The 22,500-nt window shown below is 61.3% G+C and carries 15 protein-coding genes; 5 read left to right on the top strand and 10 right to left on the bottom strand.

Going from position 1 to position 22,500, the window contains the following annotated elements; translation table 11 throughout:
• Nucleotides 1–7: 7 nt before the first annotated feature.
• The 7 genes from LOY38_RS20300 to LOY38_RS20270 all read right to left on the bottom strand — a co-directional run bounded on the left by LOY38_RS20300 (nucleotide 8) and on the right by LOY38_RS20270 (nucleotide 10,980).
• On the bottom strand, nucleotides 8–2,725 hold the full coding sequence (locus tag LOY38_RS20300; RefSeq protein ID WP_258696773.1) for a nitrate reductase: 2,718 nt from the start codon (nucleotides 2,723–2,725) through the stop codon (nucleotides 8–10).
• On the bottom strand, nucleotides 2,725–3,042 hold the full coding sequence (gene nirD / locus LOY38_RS20295) for a nitrite reductase small subunit NirD (RefSeq protein WP_007902067.1): 318 nt from the start codon (nucleotides 3,040–3,042) through the stop codon (nucleotides 2,725–2,727). The genes LOY38_RS20300 and nirD overlap by 1 nt, the downstream gene beginning before the upstream one ends.
• Nucleotides 3,039–5,492, bottom strand: a complete 2,454-nt coding sequence (nirB, locus tag LOY38_RS20290) for a nitrite reductase large subunit NirB (protein ID WP_258696772.1) — start codon at nucleotides 5,490–5,492, stop codon at nucleotides 3,039–3,041. Before nirB ends, nirD begins: the two co-directional genes overlap by 4 nt.
• Nucleotides 5,493–5,895: 403 nt before the next feature.
• On the bottom strand, nucleotides 5,896–7,566 hold the full coding sequence (locus LOY38_RS20285) for a bifunctional protein-serine/threonine kinase/phosphatase (protein WP_258696771.1): 1,671 nt from the start codon (nucleotides 7,564–7,566) through the stop codon (nucleotides 5,896–5,898).
• 7 nt (nucleotides 7,567–7,573) lie between these two features.
• Nucleotides 7,574–8,785, bottom strand: a complete 1,212-nt coding sequence (locus tag LOY38_RS20280) for a NarK/NasA family nitrate transporter (RefSeq protein ID WP_258696770.1) — start codon at nucleotides 8,783–8,785, stop codon at nucleotides 7,574–7,576.
• 392 nt (nucleotides 8,786–9,177) lie between these two features.
• Complete coding sequence (locus tag LOY38_RS20275; protein ID WP_007940646.1) at nucleotides 9,178–9,753, bottom strand: ANTAR domain-containing response regulator; 576 nt, start codon at nucleotides 9,751–9,753, stop codon at nucleotides 9,178–9,180.
• Nucleotides 9,754–9,768: 15 nt separating this feature from the next.
• On the bottom strand, nucleotides 9,769–10,980 hold the full coding sequence (locus LOY38_RS20270; RefSeq protein ID WP_258696769.1) for a CmpA/NrtA family ABC transporter substrate-binding protein: 1,212 nt from the start codon (nucleotides 10,978–10,980) through the stop codon (nucleotides 9,769–9,771).
• 229 nt (nucleotides 10,981–11,209) lie between these two features.
• On the opposite strand from LOY38_RS20270, the gene LOY38_RS20265 reads away from it, so the two are divergent.
• On the top strand, nucleotides 11,210–12,238 hold the full coding sequence (locus LOY38_RS20265) for a quinone-dependent dihydroorotate dehydrogenase (RefSeq protein WP_258696768.1): 1,029 nt from the start codon (nucleotides 11,210–11,212) through the stop codon (nucleotides 12,236–12,238).
• Between the two features lie 148 nt (nucleotides 12,239–12,386).
• Here LOY38_RS20265 and rmf read toward each other — a convergent pair whose 3' ends face one another.
• A complete protein-coding gene (rmf, locus tag LOY38_RS20260) occupies nucleotides 12,387–12,602 on the bottom strand; it encodes a ribosome modulation factor (RefSeq protein ID WP_003223300.1) in 216 nt (71 codons plus the stop codon).
• Nucleotides 12,603–13,132: 530 nt separating this feature from the next.
• Between rmf and rlmKL the strand changes: the two genes are divergently transcribed.
• Both rlmKL and LOY38_RS20250 read left to right on the top strand, forming a co-directional pair.
• A complete protein-coding gene (rlmKL, locus tag LOY38_RS20255; protein ID WP_258696767.1) occupies nucleotides 13,133–15,403 on the top strand; it encodes a bifunctional 23S rRNA (guanine(2069)-N(7))-methyltransferase RlmK/23S rRNA (guanine(2445)-N(2))-methyltransferase RlmL in 2,271 nt (756 codons plus the stop codon).
• A gap of 144 nt (nucleotides 15,404–15,547) precedes the next feature.
• Nucleotides 15,548–17,938, top strand: a complete 2,391-nt coding sequence (locus tag LOY38_RS20250; RefSeq protein ID WP_258696766.1) for a GGDEF domain-containing protein — start codon at nucleotides 15,548–15,550, stop codon at nucleotides 17,936–17,938.
• 174 nt (nucleotides 17,939–18,112) lie between these two features.
• On the opposite strand, the gene dacB is transcribed toward LOY38_RS20250, so the two are convergent.
• On the bottom strand, nucleotides 18,113–19,573 hold the full coding sequence (gene dacB, locus LOY38_RS20245; protein WP_258696765.1) for a D-alanyl-D-alanine carboxypeptidase/D-alanyl-D-alanine-endopeptidase: 1,461 nt from the start codon (nucleotides 19,571–19,573) through the stop codon (nucleotides 18,113–18,115).
• A gap of 234 nt (nucleotides 19,574–19,807) precedes the next feature.
• Here dacB and LOY38_RS20240 point away from each other — a divergent pair, with 234 nt between their 5' ends.
• Nucleotides 19,808–20,152: a YggL family protein gene (locus LOY38_RS20240; RefSeq protein WP_258696764.1), complete on the top strand. Its 345-nt coding sequence runs from the start codon at nucleotides 19,808–19,810 to the stop codon at nucleotides 20,150–20,152.
• 84 nt (nucleotides 20,153–20,236) lie between these two features.
• Here the strand turns inward: LOY38_RS20240 and LOY38_RS20235 are convergent, their stop codons facing one another.
• Nucleotides 20,237–21,427 (bottom strand): benzoate/H(+) symporter BenE family transporter, encoded by a 1,191-nt coding sequence (locus tag LOY38_RS20235; protein ID WP_258696763.1) that lies wholly within the window; start codon nucleotides 21,425–21,427, stop codon nucleotides 20,237–20,239.
• 269 nt (nucleotides 21,428–21,696) lie between these two features.
• Here LOY38_RS20235 and LOY38_RS20230 point away from each other — a divergent pair, with 269 nt between their 5' ends.
• Nucleotides 21,697–22,461: a GntR family transcriptional regulator gene (locus tag LOY38_RS20230; protein WP_223484660.1), complete on the top strand. Its 765-nt coding sequence runs from the start codon at nucleotides 21,697–21,699 to the stop codon at nucleotides 22,459–22,461.
• Nucleotides 22,462–22,500 lie beyond the last annotated feature (39 nt).

The following is a 22,500-nucleotide window of genomic DNA, read 5'->3' as shown; positions in this document are numbered from 1 at the left end:
GTTTTCCTCACGAGATGACGGCGACTGGCTGCGCGGTGGCGGCCAGTAAACGCTTGATTTCCGGAACGCAGGAACCGCATTGCGTGCCGCAGCCCAGTTCTTGTTTTAAACCCTGCAAGTCCAGGCCACGGCCAATGCCGACACAGACTGCGCTCTGGCTGACGTTCATGCAGTTGCACAGGGTTTTGGTGTCGGATGTCGGACCGCCAGCGTTGCCCGGTGGCGCGCTCAAGGGCGCCAGCAGCCAACGGCGCAGTTGTTCGTCGGCGCGACCTTCAAGCCACAGGCTTTGCAGCCAGTGCTGGGCGAGGGTTTCACCGGCCAGGCGAATCGCGGTGATCCGACCATTCTCGATGCGCACCCGTTTGCCGATCGAACGCCGGGGATCGTCGTAGGCCAATACCGGGCCCTCGTTGAGGCCCAGGCATTGATCGATATCACGCAACAGTTGCGGATCGGGTGCGGTGGCGCTGGCGGCGCGTATCAGCAGCGCAGGACGTTCACGACCGGCCAGGCTGAGGCTGGCGTAGGAAAGCGCCTCACAGAGCGGTCGTAGCGTCTCTAAATGCTGTTGAACATCACCCTCTATCAGGGCGAAAAGCTGCCAAGGCAATTGCACTGGCTCGAGGCGCACACCGCTGTGTTTGAGTTCCGGTTGTTTCGACAACGGATCGAAGGCGGGAAGAGTGAGGGTATTCACACCACCCTTGAGAAAGCGATCACCCCAATGCATCGGCAGAAAGGCCTGGCCCGGACGTACGCTGTCGTCGCTGCTGACCGGCACGATGACCGAGCCCCGGCGACTTTTCAGATTGATCAGATCGCCAGGTTGCAGGCGATGCCGGCGCAGCTCATCCGGGTGCAGGCTCAACACAGCTTCGCTGACATGGCCGAATAACTGCGCGGCGGTGCCGGTGCGGCTCATGCCGTGCCATTGATCGCGCAGGCGGCCTGTGATCAGGGTCAGTGGGAACCGCGCATCGCGCTGCTCCTTGGCGGCGCGATACGGGTCGGTCACGAACTGTGCACGCCCGCTGGCGGTCGGGAAAACCCCGTCGAGGTACAGCCGCGCCGTGCCTTCGCGGGCACCGGCGGGGAAGGGCCACTGCTGCGGACCGAGCCGGTCGATCAACTCATGGCTGATCCCGGACAGATCGAGGTCGCGGCCGCGAGTCAGGTGTTTGTATTCGTCGAAGACTTGCGCCGGGGTTTCAAAGGCAAACAGACTGGTGGCTCCAGGGCGCAGATGTTTTTCCAGACGCTGTGCGAAATCCACGGTGATCGCCCAGTCGGAACGCGCTTCACCGGGTGCGCCGATGGCCCGACGGACGTGGGAAATGCGCCGCTCGGAGTTGGTGACCGTGCCGTCCTTTTCGCCCCAACTGGCGGCGGGCAGCAGCAGGTCGGCGAACGCGGCGGTTTCGGTGGTGTGGAAGGCTTCCTGCAACACCACGAACGGGCAGGCTTGCAGTGCCTCGCGCACAGCGGTCTGGTCCGGCATTGACTGGGCAGGGTTGGTGCAGGCGATCCACAGGGCTTTGATCTTGCCGCTGCGCATCTGCTCGAACAGTTCGATGGCCGTGAGCCCGGCGTGCTCGGGCAGTTGATCGACACCCCAGTAGGCAGCTACTTCTGCGCGGTGTTCGGCATTGGCCGCTTCGCGATGGCCTGGCAGCAGGTTCGACAAACTGCCAGTTTCCCGGCCACCCATGGCGTTTGGCTGACCGGTCAGTGAGAAAGGTCCGGCACCGGGACGGCCGATTTGCCCGGTGGCCAGGTGCAGGTTGATCAGCGCGCTATTCTTCGCGCTGCCGGCGGTGGACTGATTCAGCCCCATGCACCACAGCGACAGAAAACTCGGTGACGTGCCAACCCATTCCGCGCATTGCTGCAATTGCTCGACGCTGATGCCACAGAGCTGCGAAACCATTGCCGGGGTGTAATCGCGCACCAGGCTTTTCAGCTCGGCCAGGCCTTCGGTGTGAGCCTTGATGAAGTCGCGGTCAATCCAGTCTTCCCACAGCAGCAAGTGCAAAATTCCATGGAACAAGGCGACATCGGTACCGGGCAGAATCGCCAGGTGCAGGTCAGCCAGATCGCAAGTGTCGGTGCGCCGAGGATCGATAACGATGACTTTCATCTGTGGGCGGCGGGATTTGGCTTCTTCCAGGCGACGAAAGAGGATCGGGTGGGCGTAGGCCATGTTGCTGCCGACGATCATCACGCAGTCGCTCAATTCCAGGTCTTCGTAGTTGCAAGGCGGAGCATCGGCGCCGAGGCTGCGCTTGTAGCCGACCACCGCCGAAGACATGCACAGCCGTGAATTGCTGTCGATGTTGTTGGTGCCCACCAGCGCCCGCGCCAGTTTGTTGAAGGCGTAGTAATCCTCGGTCAGCAATTGCCCGGAGATGTAGAACGCGACGCTGTCCGGGCCGTGCTCGACAATTGTTTGGGCGAATACGCTGGCGGCGTGATCGAGAGCCGTGTCCCAGTCGGTACGGCTGCGGGCCAGGCCTTTGCCCAAGCGCAGCTCCGGGTACAACGCCCGTGCTGCCAAGTCGCCGGTCAGGTGCAGGGTCGAACCTTTACTGCACAATTTGCCGAAGTTGGCCGGGTGCGTCGGATCGCCACTGACGCCGAGGATGCGCTCGCCGTCGTGCTCGATCAGCACGCCGCAGCCGACCCCGCAGTAGCAGCAGGTGGAAGCGGTAATTTGACGGTCCATCAGCTTGCTTCCCGCAGGGCCAGCAGCACCCGGCCATTCTCGACCCGTGCCGAGTGATGGTGGGCGCAGCCGATATCCGGAGCCTGGGCCTCGCCGGTTTCCAGGTCGATCTGCCAGTTGTGCAGCGGGCAGGCCACCCGTTTGCCGTAGATCAAACCCTGGGACAGCGGCCCGCCCTTGTGCGGGCAGCGGTCGTCGAGGGCGAAAACCTCATCGTCGCTCGTACGAAAAATCGCGATGTCGCCTTTCGGTCCCGCGATGATCCGCGAGCCAAGGGTGTTGATCTCTTCCAGTGCGCAGATATCCAGCCAGTTCATACCGACACCTCCAGGTTCTTCACGGGAATGACCTCGAATTCTTTTTTCAGCAGCGGCTGTTCGAGGCGTTCTTTCCACGGGTCCTGTTCAAACGACAGGGAGAATTGCAGGCGTTCGTTGAGTGCCTTGCGCCGTACCGGGTCTTCCAGCACGGCTTTCTTGATGTGTTCCATGCCGACCCGTTGCAGGTAATGCACGGTGCGCTCGAGGTAGAAGGCTTCTTCGCGGTACAGCTGCAGGAACGCGCCGTTGTATTCGCGCACTTCTTCGGCGGTTTTCAGCTTGACGAAGAACTCCGCGACCTCGGTCTTGATCCCGCCATTGCCACCGATGTACATCTCCCAGCCGGAGTCCACGCCGATAATGCCGACGTCCTTGATTCCCGCTTCCGAGCAGTTGCGTGGGCAACCGGAGACGGCCAGTTTCACTTTGTGCGGCGACCACATGTTGAACAGGTCGTGCTCAAGCTCGATGCCCAGTTGCGTGGAGTTCTGGGTGCCGAAGCGGCAGAACTCGCTGCCGACGCAGGTTTTAACGGTGCGGATGGATTTGCCGTAGGCGTGGCCGGACGGCATGTCCAGATCCTTCCAGACCCCTGGCAAGTCCTGCTTTTTAATCCCCAGCAAGTCGATGCGCTGGCCGCCGGTGACCTTGACCATCGGCACGTTGTACTTGTCGGCCACATCGGCAATGCGCCGCAGCTCTGAAGGATTGGTCACACCGCCCCACATCCGCGGGACTACAGAGTAAGTGCCGTCTTTCTGAATGTTGGCGTGGGCGCGTTCGTTGATCAGGCGCGATTGTGGATCGTCCTTAGCCTCGCCCGGCCAGGTGGAAATCAGGTAGTAGTTGAGCGCCGGACGGCACGTGGCGCAACCGTTCGGGGTGCGCCAGTTTAAATAAGTCATGGTGCCGAAGAGGGTCAGCAGGTGCTGGTCGCGGATGGCCTGGCGGATTTGCCCGTGGTTGAGGTCGCTGCAACCGCAGATGGCTTTTTCGCTTTTCGGTTTGACGTCCGCCGCGCCGCCCACGGTGTTGATCAGGATCTGCTCGACGAGGCCGGCGCATGAGCCACAAGAACTGGCGGCCTTGGTGTGTTTTTTCACGTCGTCGACGCTGAACAGGCCGTGTTCCTGGATGGCCTTGACGATGGTGCCTTTGCACACGCCGTTGCAGCCGCAGACTTCGGCGGTGTCGGCCATGCTCATGGCCTTGTCCTGGCCTTGGTGTCCTACGTCGCCGAGGGCGTTTTCGCCGAACATCAGGTGATCGCGGATCTCGCCGATGCCATGGTTCTCACGGATCTGCCGGAAATACCAACCGCCATCTGCCGTATCGCCGTACAGACAGGCCCCGACCAGCACGTCATCCTTGATCACCAGTTTTTTGTAAACGCCGCCGATCGGGTCGGAGAGGGTGATGGTCTCGGTGCCTTCGCCGCCCATGAAGTCGCCAGCAGAAAACAGGTCGATGCCAGTGACTTTCAATTTGGTCGAAGTCACCGAGCCCTTGTAGGTGGCGAAGCCCAGTTGGGCGAGGTGGTTGGCGCACACCTTGGCCTGTTCGAACAGTGGCGCGACCAGGCCGTAGGCGATTCCACGGTGGCTGGCGCATTCGCCGATGGCATAAACCCGAGGGTCGTAGGTTTGCATCGTGTCGTTGACCAGAATCCCGCGACTGCACGGGATGCCGGATTTTTCCGCGAGTTCGGTATTGGGGCGAATACCGGCGGCCATCACCACCAGGTCGGCGGGGATGATGTCGCCGTTCTTGAACTGCACCGAGCCGACCCGGCCATTGCCGGCATCGTGCAGGGCCTGGGTCTGTTCGCGCAGGCGAAAGTGCAGGCCGCGGGCTTCCAGGGCGGTTTGCAGGAGTTGGCCGCTGGTTTTGTCCAGTTGCCGCTCCAGCAGCCATTCGCCGATGTGCACCACGGTGACGTGCATGCCGCGCAGCATCAGGCCGTTGGCGGCTTCAAGGCCCAGCAGGCCGCCGCCGATGACCACGGCGTGCTTGTGGGTCTTGGCGGTGTCGATCATCGCTTGGGTGTCGGCGATGTCGCGGTAGCCGATCACGCCCTGCAAGGTATTGCCGGGGATCGGCAGGATGAACGGGGTCGAGCCGGTGGCGATCAGCAGGCGGTCGTATTCGGCCTCGGTGCCGTCTTCGGCGATGACCCGGCGTTTGACCCGGTCGATCTCCACCACTTTGCGGTTGAGCAGCAGCTTGATGTTGTTGTCCAGGTACCAGTCCAGATCGTTGAGCACGATCTCTTCGAATGTCTGTTCGCCGGCCAGTACGGGGGACAGCAGGATGCGGTTGTAGTTGGTATGGGGTTCGGCGCCGAAGACCGTGATGTCGTACAGTTCATTACTCAGCTTGAGCAGCTCTTCCAGGGTACGCACCCCGGCCATGCCGTTGCCGATCATCACCAGTTTTAGTTTTTTCATCAGGTTCTCCGGGGAGCTCGGGCCTGCCTCATCAGGGCATTCAGGCCTTGCTCGACAAAATTTTGCGCAAACAAAAAAAGGCGTCCCGCTAGCTCACTAGCGAGGACGCCTTTGTCCTTGTCCCGTTCTCTCGGGCAGCGCAGCCTTCTACGTTGAAGGCCGGGCTTTATGTATGTTGGGAAAGGTAATGCAGTGGTTGTGCCAAGTCGCACAAATGCCGAATTTATGGGCTCTCAGCGCGGGAGGAGGGTGTTTGCGTGCACCGGTTCAAGGCGCTATGCCCGGTTATGAAGCAAAAAAGTCAAAAGATCGCAGCCTGCGGCAGCTCCTACGGGAGATCGTGGGCACCTGTAGGCGCTGCCGAAGGCTGCGATCTTTTGATCTTTTGGGGGCAGTAAAAAACTCAACCATGAAACAGCAAAAACAGCAGCACCAGATTCACCAGCAACGACACCAGCGCCAACGTCCGCCAGACCTTCAACGGCTCGCGCTCCAGTAACGGTCTGGGGCGCACGCTCAAGCTGCGTCGTTCCCCTTGTTCCAGCACCAGCAACCATTCTTCCGCCGTTTCAAAGCGCTGATCCGGAGCCGCCGCCACCGCGCGCTCCAGGCTTTGTGCGATCCATTCCGGCAGGTCGGGCCGGTAGCGACTGGCGCTGACCGGCACACCAAAGCGTGGACGCTGGAACGCTTCGATTTCGCCGTAGGGATAATGCCCGGTGAGCAGGTAATACAAGGTCACGCCGACCGCATACAGATCCTGTTGCGGTGTCGGCGTGTCTCCACGAAAGGCTTCCGGCGCGATATAGCTGGGCGTTCCGGGCAGGGCGAAGGCTTGATCCTCGGACAGTCCGGGGCAGTAGGCGAGGCCGAAATCCAGCAGGCGCAGCTCGCCGTCGTCCCCCAGCAGCAGATTCTCCGGTTTGATATCGCGATGCAGAATCTGCCTTCGATGCAGCATGCCGACCGCCCGCAGCAGGCGTTCGGCCAGATCCTGCCATTGAGCCAATGGCAGCGTTGCGACACGCTCATGCAGCTCAGCCAGGGTAGACCCGGAATATTCACGCATCACGTAGTACAAATGCTGACGCTGACTGGCGGCATGGACTTCAGGGAAATGCCGCCCGGCCACACGCTTGAGAAACCATTCCTCCGACAACAATGCCTGCCCAGCCCGGTGATCGTCACGTAGAGCGCCGGGCAAGGTTTTCAGCAGCCAACGCTGTTGTTGTGCGTCGCGCACCCGGTAGAGCAGCGATTGCTGGCTCTGGCCGAGGATCCCTTCGACCTGCCAGCCTTCGAAGGTCTGGCCCGGTTTCAGCGCAGGCGGGAGTGGCCATTGCTGCAAGTGAATCAGCGCGTCGCCAATGCTGGTTTCACCCAAGGCATCGACCCGCACCAGCAGGGCGCTGGCGTTGTCCTGACTGCCGGCCAGGTGCGCCGCGCTGACCAGTGTCTGCGCGGCACTGTCCAGGTCAGGTTGATCGCGCAGAATCGCCGCAATGGCGGTGTCGCCCAGCACGGCCCAGATGCCGTCGCTGAGCAGCACGAAACTCTCGTTCAGGCGCAGTTCGCCATCGAGAAAATCCAGCACCAGATGTTGATCCAGCCCCAGGGCCCGCTTGAGCACGTGCTGCATGCCCGGCTGGTCCCAGACGTGATCCTCGCTCACCCGTTGCAGCGTGTCGGCGTGCCAGCGGTAAACCCGGCAGTCGCCGACATGCGCCAGGGTGAAGCGTCTGCCGCGCATCACCAAGGCACTGACCGTGGTCAGCAGCGGTTGCCCGCCGCCATTGGCCTGCAACCAGCGGTTTTGCGCCAGTAGCAGGCGATCGAGTGCCTGGGCGACACCCCAGGTTTCCGGGGTGGCGTAGTAGTCCAGTGCCAGCGCCTGCAAGGTCGAACGGGCCGCGAGGCCGCCATCGGCACATTGGCTGACGCCGTCGGCGATGGCGAACAGGTAACCCTTGCTTGCCGCCAGCGCCGGGGCCGGAGTGACCAGGCGCAGAGCGTCCTGGTTCTCCTCGCGGGGGCCGATGGCGCTGTGTTCGGCGAAGCTCAGTTGCAGGCTCATTCAGTCCTCACACCCGTGCAGCGGTGACGGCTGCCGAACCCCAAGTGGTTCTCCAGCGACGTTTCACACCGTGCAGACCGAACCAGGCAAGTACGCCAAGGCTGGCGAACAACCACAAGGCCATTTGATAGCTGCCAGTGCTTTGCTTGATCGCGCCCATGCCAGCCGCCAGTGCAAAGCCACCGATGCCGCCGGCCATGCCGATCAACCCGGTCATTACACCGATCTCCCGACGAAAACGCTGCGGGACCAGCTGGAATACGGCACCGTTGCCTGCACCCAAACCGAGCATGGTGCAGACGAAAAGCGCCAATGCGGCGTAGGAACTTGGCAGATTGAAACCCACCGTCGCGATGCAGATCGCTGCCACGGTGTACATCGCCAGCAAGGTGCGAATCCCGCCGAAGCGATCTGCCAGTGCGCCGCCCAAAGGACGCATCAGGCTGCCACCGAACACACAAGCAGCAGTGTAGTAGCCTGCGGTCACCGGGCTCAGGCCATATTGGTCGTTGAAGTAGCCGGGCAGGGCGCTGGCCAGACCGATGAAGCCGCCGAAGGTTACGCTGTAGAAAAACATGAACCACCAGCTGTCGCGGTCGCCCAAGGCCTTCAAGTAGTCGGACATGGACTTGGCTTTCGGGCGCTCAGGCGCATTCTTGGCCAGCCAGTAGAAGACGATCAGGGTCAGGATCAGCGGGATCAGGGCGAAGCCGAACACATTGCTCCAGCCAAATGCGGCAGCCAGCACTGGGGCGATCAGCGCAGCGAGCACGGTGCCCGAGTTGCCGGCACCGGCGATGCCCATGGCTTTGCCTTGATGCTGGGGCGGATACCATTGCGAGGCCAATGGCAGGGCGACGGCGAAGGACGCACCGGCCATGCCGAGGAACAGGCCCAGCAACAGCGCCTGCTCGTAACTGTGAATCCCGAGTTTCCAGGCGACTAACAGGGCGCAGATGACGATCACCTGGCCGATGATTCCGGCGGTCTTTGGCGACAGGCGATCAGCCAGCAGGCCCATCGCAAAGCGCAACACGGCCCCGGCCAGAATTGGCGTGGCCACCATCAGCCCGCGCTGTTGGGTGGTCAGGTGCAGGTCAGCGGCGATCTGCACCGCCATTGGGCCGAGCAGATACCAGACCATGAAGCTCAGATCGAAATAGAGGAAGGCTGCGAACAGGGTCGGGGTATGGCCGGATTTCCAGAAGCTTGAATTCATCGCGCACCTCAGCTGTCAGGCGTATCAAGAAGGAGTCATGAGCTTGCAGGTGGGGCGCCACAATGGCCGCACCACCAGCCCCGGTCTCTGGGGCCAAAACGAAAAAACGCCGCTACCCGATCCGCCAGGGGGCGAATGAGGTGAGCGACGTCTTTGTCGTAGGTGGGGCAACCGCCGTTGGTTACCTTGCAGTGATTTACTTAGCGAGATCTGTGCCAACAATCGGTGGTTGTGGCTATAGAGGTCGTTGTGGCGAGGGAGCTTGCTCCCGCTCGGCTGCGAAGCAGTCGTAAATCCTGCCTCCGTGTTGTGTTTGATTTACCGGGTTGGCTGGTTTTGGGGCCGCTTCGCAGCCCAGCGGGAGCAAGCTCCCTCGCCACAGAGGTAAGGCTTCAGCCAAGCAACTCACTCATGGCAATAATCTGCTCCGCCACCTGTATCAGCTTCTGCTGGCGGCTCATGGCCTGGCGGCGCATCAGGGTGTAGGCCTCTTCTTCGTTGCAGTCCTTCATCTTCATCAGCAGCCCCTTGGCCAGCTCGATGCGCTTGCGCTCGGCCAGTTGCTGGTCGCGGGCGTGCAGTTGCGCGCGCAGGGCCTGGTCGCTTTCAAAGCGCGCCATGGCCACGTCGAGAATCGGCTGCAAGCGTTGTGCGTGAATGCCTTCGACGATGTAGGCACTGACGCCAGACTTGATCGCCTGGCGCATCACGCCGGGGTCGTGCTCGTCGGTAAACATCACGATCGGCCGTGGTTGGTCGCGGGTGACCAGCACCACTTGCTCCATCACGTCGCGGCTCGGTGACTCGGTATCGATCAGGATTACGTCCGGGCGCACCGTTTCGACGCGCGCGGGCAGGTCAATGGTCAAGCCGGATTCATCGATGACCTCGAACCCGGCCTCGATCAGGGCCGCTTTCAGACGCCCGACTTTCTTCGCGGTGTCGTTGATCAGCAGGATACGCAACATATTCGCAGGCTCCTGTCAGCGGCTGGCGAGAAGGGGAGCGCTGTCGCTCATGGCGTGCAGCGTGAAGCTGCGGGCGTAGCCGGCCGGGTCCGAGCCGTCCCAGACCTTGCCGTCGATCAGCTGACTGCTGCGCATTTCCTGACTCCGGGCGGGCACACCGATAGCGGTGGCGGCCTCACGGTATAAGTCTAGTTGCTGGACCTGACGGGCCACGCCGAGGTAATCCGGGTCGTCACGCAGCAACCCCCAGCGACGGAACTGGGTCATGAACCACATGCCGTCGGACAAATACGGCAGGTTGACCTCGCCACCGCCATGGAAACGCATCGCGTGCGGGTCTTGCCAGCGATTGCCCAAACCGTCTGCGTAGTCACCGAGCAAGCGTGGTTCGATGCAGTCGAACGGGGCATCCAGGTATTCAGGGGCGCTCAACAGTTGCGCGGTGCTGCAGCGATTTTCGCGGCTGGCTTCGATGAACCGGCTCGCTTCGAGGATCGCCATCACCAAGGCCCGGGCGGTGTTGGGGTATTGTTCGACGAAGGCGCGGGTGCAGCCGAGGACTTTTTCCGGGTGATCGGGCCAGAGGGTCTGGGTGGTGGCCATCGTAAACCCGAGGTTCTGCTGCACTGCGCTGGCGGCCCATGGCTCACCGACGCAGAAGCCGTCAATGCGCCCGGCTTGCAGGTGCGCGACCATTTGCGGCGGCGGCACCACCACGCTGTCGACATCCTGCAACGGATGAATGCCCTGGCTCGCCAACCAGTAATACAGCCACATGGCGTGGGTGCCCGTGGGAAATGTCTGGGCGAAGGTCAGTTTTGGGCGACTTTGGTGCACGTGCCGATCCAGTGCTTCAGGACTGGTCACGCCCAGGGCCTGCAAGCCGTGGGAGAGGTTGATGCTCTGGCCGTTCTGGTTCAGGCCCATGAGCACGGCCATGTCGGTGGACGCTACGCCGCCGATGCCCAGGTGCACGGCGTAGATCAGGCCGTACAGGCTGTGGGCGGCGTCGAGTTCGCCGCTGACCAGTTTGTCCCGCAGGTTGGCCCACGACGACTGGCGCTTGAGGTTCAGGGTCAGGCCATAGGGCTGGGCGAAGCCCTGGGTGGCGGCGACCACCACTGAGGCGCAGTCGCTCAGGGCCATGAAGCCGAGGTTGATTGCGGTTTTTTCCGGGGCATCGCTGCCGTTGACCCAGGCCAGTGGGCCGGCTGATGGTTCGTTCATCGATTTCGCACCTTCCAAAAAAAAGCGTCGTCCCAAGGCCCTTGCGTGCGCAAAGCCGGGTGACGACGCCATTGTCCTTCCACTCATTCCGTCGTTGGCATGAGTGCTGATGCCTGTAACGGTGCAAGGCATATGCCATCGCTGGCTGATTTTGTCGCGTGCCTCGCCTGTGGAGCCGATGCACGGCTATAATCGCCGCCTCTCATCGTCAACCGAGTCAAGCCTGCCCATGTACACCCTGGCCCGTCAGCTGCTGTTCAAACTTTCCCCGGAAACCTCCCACGATCTGTCCCTGGACCTGATCGGCGCGGGCGGGCGTTTGGGCCTCAACGGCTTGCTGTGCAAGGCACCGGCGAAACTGCCGGTGACGGTCATGGGCCTGGAGTTTCCGAACCCGGTGGGGCTGGCGGCCGGTCTGGACAAGAACGGCGCGGCAATCGACGGGTTTGCCCAATTGGGTTTCGGTTTCGTCGAAATCGGCACCATTACCCCGCGCCCGCAACCGGGAAACCCGAAACCACGGATTTTCCGCTTGCCGCAAGCCGAGGCGATCATCAACCGCATGGGTTTCAACAACCTCGGCGTCGATCACTTGCTCGCTCGCGTGGCGGCGGCCAAGTACAAGGGCGTGTTGGGCATCAACATCGGCAAGAACTTCGATACTCCGGTTGAACGTGCGGTCGACGATTACCTGATCTGCCTGGACAAGGTCTACGCCCACGCCAGCTACGTGACGGTCAACGTCAGCTCACCGAACACCCCGGGCCTGCGCAGCCTGCAATTCGGCGACTCGCTCAAACAATTGCTCGCCGACCTGGCCACGCGCCGGGCGGAACTTGCCCAGCGCCACGGCAAGCATGTTCCGCTGGCGATCAAGATCGCGCCGGACATGACCGATGAAGAAACCGTTCAAGTCGCCCAGGCATTGATCGAAACCGGGATGGACGCCGTGATCGCCACCAATACCACCCTGAGCCGCGTCGGCGTCGAAGGCTTGGAACATGGTGATGAGGCGGGCGGGTTGTCCGGTGCGCCGGTTCGCGAAAAGAGCACCCACACCGTGAAGGTGCTGGCCGCGGAACTGGCCGGTCGCTTGCCGATCATCGCCGTGGGCGGCATTACCGAAGGCCATCACGCGGCTGAAAAAATCGCTGCGGGTGCGAGCCTGGTGCAGATCTACTCCGGCTTTATCTATAAAGGCCCGGCGCTGATTCGTGAATCGGTGGATGCCATCGCCGCCCTGCGCTCCCACAGATAATGTGTTTGCAGCTCGAGATTGAGTTTCTGGCAGGCATAAAAAAGGGCTCCTCGAAGGAGCCCCTGGGCCGAAGCCCGCCGTCCGGATGGGACGTGCGTGGTTAAGTCGTTACGTAATCAGATTGTCGTGTCGGAGTGTGTGCCCTGTATTAGCCGACGGCGTGAAGTTCGTTGAGTCTGTGGATTCCCGCAGTGCCGGTCATACCGTCCCAATTGTCGCCGCGTCCTTCTCGCCAGCCATTGATCCAGGCTTGGCGTACCGACGGTAGAGTAAAAGGGCAAAGCTCACGGGATTTACCACCAACGCCATATTGATATCCGCGCAAAAATGCTCTTTCCAACGGATCACGCTTAAGTCTTCTCATAGGGTGTTGCCCTCACTTGTTGACTGTATTTATCGCGTCGACCTCAATCGAGGTCAGGCAGAAAAACTCTGCCGTTGGTGGCTCGCTGCCGGCGTCGCGAGCCAAGGTGTTGACGCCGTTGCGACGTCAACCTGAGTTGAGTTCTAACCAATGCGTCACATCGAGGGAATGATCGTTTTGTCATAAGAACGTAACCATAAAGATGCTATGGCCATAAGTAACACGATATTTGTCCCGTGTTTATTGGCCAAACCCCGGTATGATCGGCCCTGCGCAGGGTGATGGGGTTGGGCCTTTAACGAGAATGACACCCGTTGCTCTTGGGGACTATTCGACGAAGGGTCGACTTATGACATTTTGTTGCATCAACTTTTTTATCTGCCCTGGCATCTAAGCTCTTTTAACCCGAGCAGTCAGGGTGGGACGGCACACCTTCGTGCCACGCGGGCGCTCTTTTAGAAAAGCGCCTGATTGAAAACCGGATCGGCAATGCGTTGCCGGTTCACTTAGCTAAAGGCTCTGGAATTACCATGTCCGATCGTTTCGAACTCTTCCTCACTTGCCCCAAAGGCCTTGAAGGCCTGCTCATCGAGGAAGCCGTCGGGCTTGGCCTTGAAGACGCACGCGAGCACACCTCGGCTGTGCGCGGCATGGCCACCATGGAAACCGCCTATCGCCTGTGCCTGTGGTCGCGTCTGGCGAACCGGGTGCTGCTGGTGCTCAAGCGCTTCCCGATGAAAGACGCCGAAGACCTCTACCACGGCGTGCTGGACATCGAGTGGCAAGACCACATGCTCAATGATGGCACCCTGGCTGTCGAATTCAGCGGTCACGGTTCGGGCATTGATAACACCCATTTCGGCGCCTTGAAGGTCAAGGACGCCATCGTCGACAAACTGCGCACTCCACAAGGTGATCGCCCGTCCATCGACAAGCTCAACCCGGACCTGCGCATTCACCTGCGCCTGGACCGTGGCGAAGCGATTCTGTCCCTCGACCTTTCCGGCCATAGCCTGCACCAGCGCGGTTATCGCTTGCAGCAGGGCGCGGCGCCGCTGAAGGAAAACCTCGCGGCGGCGATTCTGATCCGTTCCGGCTGGCCACGGATTGCCGCCGATGGCGGCGCGTTGGCTGACCCGATGTGCGGTGTCGGCACGTTCCTGGTAGAAGCCGCCATGATCGCCGCCGACATGGCGCCGAACCTGCGTCGCGAGCAATGGGGCTTCACCGCCTGGCTCGGTCACGTGCCGGCGCTGTGGAAAAAGCTCCACGAAGAAGCCACCGAACGCGCCGCGGCCGGCCTGGCCAAGCCACCGCTGTGGATTCGCGGTTACGAAGCCGACCCACGGCTGATTCAACCGGGCCGCAACAACGTGGAACGTGCCGGTCTGAGCGAGTGGATCAAGATCTACCAGGGCGAAGTGGCGACTTTCGAGCCGCGCCCGGACCAGAATCAGAAAGGCCTGGTGATCTGCAATCCTCCGTACGGTGAGCGTCTGGGCGACGAGGCGAGCCTGCTTTACCTCTATCAGAACCTTGGCGAGCGTCTGCGTCAGGCCTGCCTGAACTGGGAAGCAGCGGTGTTCACTGGCGCCCCGGACCTGGGCAAGCGCATGGGCATCCGCAGCCACAAGCAGTATTCGTTCTGGAACGGCGCCTTGCCGTGCAAGTTGCTACTGATCAAGGTCACGCCGGACCAGTTCGTCACTGGCGAGCGTCGCACCCCGGAACAACGCCAGATCGAACGCGAACAGGCTGAGTCCAATGCACCGTCGAACATCGAAGCGCCGGGCAAGTACGAGAAGTACAACAAGAACGGCAACCCGATCAAACCGGCACCGGTGGTGGTCGAGCAGCCGCGCCTGAGCGAAGGCGGGCAGATGTTTGCCAACCGTCTGCAAAAGAACGTCAAGGCGCTGGGCAAGTGGGTCAAGCGTGAAGGCATCGACTGCTACCGCGTTTACGATGCCGACATGCCGGAATATTCCATGGCCATCGACCTGTATCACGACTGGGTCCACGTTCAGGAATACGCCGCGCCGAAATCCATCGACCCGGAAAAAGCCTCGGCGCGGATGTTCGATGCCCTGGCGGCAATCCCGCAAGCGTTGAACATCGACAAGAGCCGCGTGGTGGTCAAACGTCGTGAGCGTCAGAGCGGCACCAAGCAGTACGAACGCCAGAGCGCTCAGGGCAAGTTCAACGAAGTCAATGAAGGCGGCGTGAGGCTGCTGGTGAACCTCACCGACTACCTCGACACCGGGCTGTTCCTCGACCACCGGCCGATGCGCATGCGAATTCAGAAAGAGGCGGCCGGCAAGCGCTTCCTCAACCTGTATTGCTACACCGCGACCGCCAGCGTTCATGCGGCCAAGGGCGGCGCGCGCAGCACCACCAGCGTCGACCTGTCGAAAACCTACCTGGACTGGGCGCGGCGCAACCTGTCGCTGAACGGTTTCTCCGACAAGAACCGTCTGGAGCAGGGCGATGTGATGGCCTGGCTCGACGCCTGCCGTGAAGAGTACGACCTGATCTTCATCGACCCGCCGACCTTCTCCAACTCCAAGCGGATGGAAGGGATCTTCGACGTTCAGCGTGACCAGGTGCAGTTGATCGACCTGGCCATGGCGCGGCTCGCGCCGGGCGGGGTGTTGTACTTCTCCAACAACTTCCGCAAGTTCGCGCTTGAGGAAAACCTCACCGAGCGTTATGCCGTTGAAGAAATCACCACCCAGACCATCGATCCGGATTTCGCCCGCAATGGCAAGATCCACCGTGCCTGGAAAATCACTGCTCGCTGACACTTGAGCACGATTGGATCCACAGAGCCTTGATTTTTAAAGGCTCTTGGGTTCTTTCAGTGCTGGTCAAATTAGTGGCTAATAGCTATAACTCATCCCACGGCCAATGGGCTTTTCCGGCACCTGGCGTTTTGAGCTGTCTCTATGTCGTTGCACGCCGTGCGCCCCAAGATCCTGGGTTTTATCCGCGAAGATGTTTCGGCCTGGCTGGTCGCACTGCTGGTATTGCTCGTGGGCGGGATTCTCACGGGTTTGCTGGCCTGGGCGACGCTCAATCAGTTTCACCAGCAATTGCGGCAACGTTTCCAGTTGCTCGCCAGTGAACGTTACAGCCGTATCGAAGAGCGTTTCGAAGATCAGGAGCAGCGCCTCGACGGCCTGCGGCGGTTCTTCGCCAATTCCAAGTCGGTGTCCCGCGAGGAATTCGACGGGTACGCCAAACCTCTTTTGCGTCGCACCCAGGCCTACTCTTGGGCACCGCGGGTTTCCGGCACCGAACGGCCAATGCTTGAGCGCGCCGTGCGTGAAGAAGGCTTCAACGATTTTACCTTTCGCGAACTCAACGCCGACGGCCAGTTGCAACAGGCCGGCGAGCGGGGCGAGTACGTGCCGGTGCTCTATACTCAAACCCAGAGCCGACTGCCCACGCAGCTGGGTTACGACCTGCTGGCCCAGCCCCTGCGTCGTTCGATCTTGGAACGGGCCGATCGCAATGGCAGCATGGTCGTGTCGCAACCGTTGCATCTGGCAGGCATCGAGCCCGCCTATTCGCGAGGCGTGTTGCTGGTGGCGCCGGTCAACCGTCAGAAAACCCCGAGCGCCGTATCCGACGGATATGTCATGGCGGTGATTAGCATGCGCCAGCTGCTGGCGGATGGGCTGCCGGAAGACGATCATGACTTTCTCTCGGTGGGCATCCTCGACTTATCCACCGATGATCAGCACGAAGTGTTGTACGAGTCGAGCAACACGGCAGGGGCCAGTGACTTGTCCTCCACGCGATTGCTGCGTCTGGCGGACCACGAATATCAAGTGGATATGCGGCCCAGCATCGCGTTCCTGCAAGCCAACCATTCTTCGGTGACCAGCCTGGTGGTGCTCGGCGGTTTGCTCAGTCTGCTGCTCACTGTGTTGCTCTATGTGTTGGTCAGCCAGCGCCAACGGGCGCTGCAGGTGGTGGAACAGCGGACCCAGGAACTACGCTCCCGGGAGCAAGAGTTGCGCGGCACTCATGGCCAGTTACGCGGTGTGCTGAATGCCGCGACTCAGGTGGCAATCATCGCCACCGACCTGCGTGGGATCATCAGCACCTTCAACGCCGGTGCAGAGCACATGCTCGGTTACTCCAGTGCACAGGCCGTGGGCCACATGACCCTGGAAAACCTGCACCTGCCCCGGGAACTCGAGGCGCGGTCGGCGGAGTTGAGCGCGCGCTATGGCAAGCCGATCCCGACGTGTCAGGCGATGCTGGTCGAAGGCGGGGAAGAGGGCGGTCACGAAGCCCGGGAGTGGACGCTGGTCCGCCACGACGGCAGTCACTTGGCGGTGAACATGCTGGCGACCCCGGTCCTTGACGAGCAAGGCTTGTGGGTCGGGCACCTGGCGATCTGTATCGACATCACCGAGCGCAAGCGCGTCCACGAAGCCCTGGCGGCACGGGACCTGTTGTTGAAGAAGCTCAGCGCCCATGTGCCCGGCGGGATTTACCAGTTCAAGATGGAATTCGATGGGCGCTTCAGCGTGATCTACGCCAGCGACGGTATGCGCGATATCTATGAACTCGAGCCGGATGTGCTGCTGCGCAATGCCGAAGCGGTGTTCGCGCGGATTCATCCTCAGGACGCACGTCGGGTCCGCGCTTCGATCCTGGCCTCGGCTGACACCCTCAGCCCCTGGCGTGAAGAGTACCGCGTGCAATTGCCCGAGCGTGGCCTGCGCTGGGTCCGCGGCGAAGCGACTCCGGAGGAACTGCCCGGTGGTGGCGTGCTGTGGCATGGCTACATTTCCGACATCTCTGACCTGAAGCGCGTGGAAGAGGAATTGCGCGCACTGTCAGTGACCGACTCCCTGACCGGGATTCATAACCGCCGCTACTTCCAGGAGCGCCTGATCACCGAAATGGCTCGAGTCGAGCGTGGTGGGGGCGAGTTGTCGGTGATCATGCTCGACATCGATCACTTCAAGCGCATCAATGACCAGCACGGTCATGCCGTGGGCGATCGCGTGTTGCAGGCGGTGTGTCAGCGCATTGGCGGTCGCCTGCGACGCACCGATGTGTTCTGCCGCCTGGGGGGCGAAGAGTTCATGGTGCTCTGTCCAGATATCGACGGCATACGGGCTCATGTATTAGCCGTGGAGTTGTGGCAAGGGTTGCGCAGTGCGCCGATCGACGAGGTCGGGATCGTCACCGCGAGTTTCGGGATTGCCAGCTGGAAGGCCGGAGAGGGCGCGGATGCGTTGCTGTTGCGGGCGGATTCGGGGGTTTATGCGGCGAAGCAGGCGGGCCGGGATCGGGTTGAGGGGCAGATGAATTAACCCAGGCTGCATGCAATCCCTGTGGGAGCGAGCCTATGTGGCGAGGGGGCTTGTGATCGTTCCCACGCTCTGCGTGGGAATGCCTCAATGGACGCTCCGCGTCCGCTTCGGCAGGGACGCGGAGCGTCACCGGCTGCATTCCCACGCAGAGCGTGGGAACGATCAGGTTGGGGATTACAGCACCGAAGCCGTAGTCGGCAGTTTCGGCTGGCGATACAGATCCAGCAGCACCTGATCCAGCACCGAGGAGGCGCCAAATGGCGCCTTGTCGTTGAGGATTGCCACCACTGCCCAGGTATTACCATTGATGTCGCGGCTGTAGCCGGAAATGGCGCGCACGGTGTTCAAGGTGCCGGTCTTGACGTGGGCTTCACCACGCATCGCGGTGGTCTTCAGGCGTTTGCGCATGGTGCCGTCGGTGCCGGCAATCGGCATTGAGCTGATGAACTCGGCGGCATACGGGCTGTGCCAGGCGGCTTGCAGCATCGCGGCCATTTCACGGGCGCTCACTCGCTCGGCGCGGGACAGGCCGGAGCCGTTTTCCATCACCAGGTGCGGTGCGGTGATGCCTTTCTGCGCCAGCCACTGACGCACCACACGCTGGGCCGCCTTGGCGTCGTCACCGTCGGCGTCAGTGCGGAACTTCTGGCCCAGGCTCAGGAACAACTGCTGAGCCATGGTGTTGTTACTGTATTTGTTGATGTCGCGAATGATTTCCGCCAGGTCTGGCGAGTAGGCTCGGGCCAGCACTTTGGCGCTGCTCGGCGTCGGTGCCAGACGGTCCTGGCCCTGGATGCTGCCGCCCAGCTCCTTCCAGATCGCCCGCACAGCACCGGCGGTGTAGGTCGCATGGTCGAGCAGCGACAGGTAGGTCTGGGAGCTGCAACCTTCGCCCAACTGGCCGCCGACGGTCACGGTGACGCTGCCATCGGCCTGGGTCACCGGGTTGTAGCGCACGCCCCCGGTGCATTGCTTGGAGTTGAGCGCCTTGACCTGATTGTCGATACGGATGCTGGCAATCGGCGGCTCGACCGACACCAGGACCTTGCCCGAGTCGTTGCGCGCCACGAAGCGCAGGGCCTTGAGATTGACCAGCAGCGCGTCGGGCTTGACCAGGAACGGTTTGTTCTCGTCATTGCCGTCGTCATTGAATTGGGGCAGTTGCGGTTGTGTGAAGAAGCCGCGGTCCAGCACCAGGTCGCCGGTGACCTGGGTCACGCCATTGGCGCGCAAGTCGCGCATCAGCAGCCAGAGTTTTTCCATGTTCAGCTTCGGATCGCCGCCACCCTTGAGGTAGAGGTTGCCGTTGAGGATGCCACCGCTGAGGGTGCCATCGGTGTAGAACTCGGTTTTCCACTGGTGGTTGGGGCCAAGCATTTCCAGCGCGGCATACGTGGTGACCAGCTTCATGGTCGAGGCCGGATTGACCGAAACGTCGGCATTGAAAATGGTCGGGGTGCCCGGGCCGTTGAGCGGGATCATCACCAGCGACAGGGCACTGTCCTGCAGTTTGCTGGCCTTGAGGGCCTTTTCGACGTTGGGTGACAGGGCGGTGTTGATCGGCGCGGCGGAAACAGGAAGGGCCAGAGGCAGAAGAAGGCTGGCCAGCAGCAATGGACGCAAAGATTTGATCATCTGAAATAAAACCCTACAGCCGAGGGGAAAAAAGACGAGGGCATGGCGATAAACTCCCTCAGCGGTCATGAAAGTGTCGGCATTATGCCCCAAGGTGGAACGGCTTGTGCCGTACCTTGGTCGCCTAATCCGGTATTTTTTTACCGACGGTAGGCGTCGCACCGTTCTGAGGCGGGCAATCGGCGCCTTAAACTGCTAAAGTGCGGCCCGTTATTACTTATGAGGATTGTTCCAATGGCGACTAACCGTTCCCAGCGTCTGCGCAAAAAACTGTGCGTCGATGAATTTCAAGAGCTGGGTTTCGAGCTGAACCTGGATTTCAAAGAAGATTTGGCTGATGAAGCCATTGATGCTTTCCTCGACGCGTTCCTGAAAGAAGCCATGGAAGCCAACGGTCTGGGCTATGTCGGCGGCGACGATTTCGGTCTGGTTTGCCTGCAGAAGCGTGGCTCGGTATCCGAAGAGCAGCGTGCCGCTGTTGAAACCTGGCTCAAAGGCCGCAGCGAACTGACAGAAGCGACTGTCAGCCCGCTGATCGACGTCTGGTACCCGGAAAAGCCGATCAATCCGGTAGCTTGATGTTCTAAAGAACGGCGCCCCAAGGGTCGCCGTTTTTTTATGCCTGCTTTTTGTAGGCGCATGGCTTGGCCCGCGAAGGGGCCCTCAGGCCTTGCGCCAGTTCAAGATCAGCAAGGTCAACACCCCCGCCACAATCCCCCAGAACGCCGAACCGATGGAAAACAGCGTCAGCCCCGACGCCGTCACCATAAAGGTAATCAACGCCGCTTCCCGTTCCTGCACTTGCGCCATGGCAATGCTCAAGCCATTGATGATCGAGCCGAACAGCGCCAGCGCGGCAATCGACAGCACCAGTTCCTTAGGCAATGCGGCAAACAACGCCGCCAATGTCGCACCGAACACCCCGGCAATCCCGTAGAAAATCCCGCACCAGACCGCTGCCGTGTAGCGCTTGTTGCGATCTTCATGGGCATGCGGCCCGGTGCAGATCGCCGCGCTGATGGCGGCCAGGTTGATCCCGTGGGAACCGAACGGCGCCAACAGCAACGAGGCAATGCCGGTAGTGGTGATCAGCGGCGAGGCCGGCACGTTGTAACCGTCGGCGCGCAATACGGCGATGCCCGGCATGTTCTGCGAGGTCATCGCCACCACGAACAGCGGGATACCGATGCTGATGGTCGCGGCCAGGGAGAAATGCGGCGTGGTCCAGACCGGCGTCGCGACTTCAAGGTGAAAACCACTGAAATCCAGCAACCCCATGAAACCGGCCAGCGCGGTGCCAATCAACAGTGCCGCCAGCACGGCGTAGCGCGGTGACAGGCGCTTGACCAGCAGATACGTGAAGAACATCCCCAGGACCAGCGCGGTGCGGTGCTGGGCGGCGACGAAAATCTCGCTGCCGATCTTGAACAGAATCCCCGCCAGCAACGCCGCCGCCAATGAGGCCGGAATCTTTTTCACCAGCCGTTCGAAACTGCCGGTCAAACCACAAAGGGTCACCAGCACCGCGCAAGTAATGTAGGCGCCGATGGCCTCGCCGTAGCTGACACCGCCCAGGCTGGTGATCAGCAACGCCGCGCCGGGGGTCGACCAGGCGATGGTGATCGGGGTGCGGTAGCGCAGGGACAGGCCGATCGAGCACACCGCCATGCCGATGGATATCGCCCAGATCCACGACGAAATCTGCCCGCTGCTCAGGCCCGCCGCTTGCCCGGCCTGGAACATCAGCGCCAGTGAGCTGGTGTAGCCGGTCATCATGGCGATGAACCCGGCGACGATGGCCGAAGGTGACGTATCAGTCAGGGGGCGAAGCTGCGTGTGCGTGGCGTCGGTCATGACAGCGGCGTTCCTTATACGGGTGAAGATGTCCGAAGCGACGCTGAACCCTGTGGGATTGTGTTCAGGCTGCGGATTCTGCGTTCAAGCCTAAACTGAAAAGTAACCGGTCGTTGCAATACAGCGAAGGCGACAAACAGCCGTACAGTCGTGTTGCCACCGTCCATTGTGTACAATTGCAGTGTTTTTTACGCGATACTTGCCAGCGACCCACTGTGCCGTATTACAGTCACGGTCAATTCGCCGCAGTTCTCCCGACTCGAGTGCCCATGAACGAACAGTTGCAACCCCTCAAGAAACAACCGCGAGCAGGCAAAGCCGGCCGCACCGGTACCCAGGACGATATTGTCTATGCGCATATCTTCGAGGCCATCCTCGAACAGCGTCTGGCGCCCGGCACCAAGTTGAGCGAAGAAGCGCTGGGGGAAATTTTCGGGGTCAGCCGCACCATCATTCGCCGTGCGCTGTCGCGTCTGGCCCATGAAGGCGTAGTGTTGCTGCGACCGAATCGCGGTGCTGTCGTCGCCAGCCCGAGTGTCGAAGAGGCCCGTCAGGTGTTTATGGCACGGCGTCTGGTGGAGCGGGCGATCACTGAACTGGCGGTGCAGCATGCCACGGCCGAGGAGATTGCCGACTTGCGGCAGATGGTCAACGACGAGCGCGACAGTTTCTCCCGTGGCGATCGTGGCGCCGGAATCCGTCTGTCGGGCGAGTTTCACTTGAAGCTGGCCGAAGCGGCGAAAAACGCGCCGCTGATCAGCTTCCAGCGCAGCCTGGTGTCCCAGACTTCGTTGATCATCGCCCAGTACGAGAGCGGCAACCGTTCCCACTGTTCCTACGATGAACACACCCAGTTGATCAACGCCATCGAAGCGCGGGACGCGACCCTGGCGGTGGACCTGATGATGCATCACATGGACCACATCGACAGCAAGCTCAACCTCGACGAAGAAAGTGCGTCGGATGATTTGCATGCGGTGTTTTCGCATTTGTTGCAGACCAAGAAGCCGGGGCGGCCTGTCGCGAAGCTCTGAAGTACCGATGATAAAAAATCCCCCGCAGCCTTCCGGTTG

Origin of the sequence: Pseudomonas sp. B21-015 (assembly GCF_024749285.1) — a bacterium.
Taxonomy (GTDB): Bacteria; Pseudomonadota; Gammaproteobacteria; order Pseudomonadales; family Pseudomonadaceae; genus Aquipseudomonas.
This window is presented reverse-complemented; position numbering and strand designations above follow the sequence as displayed.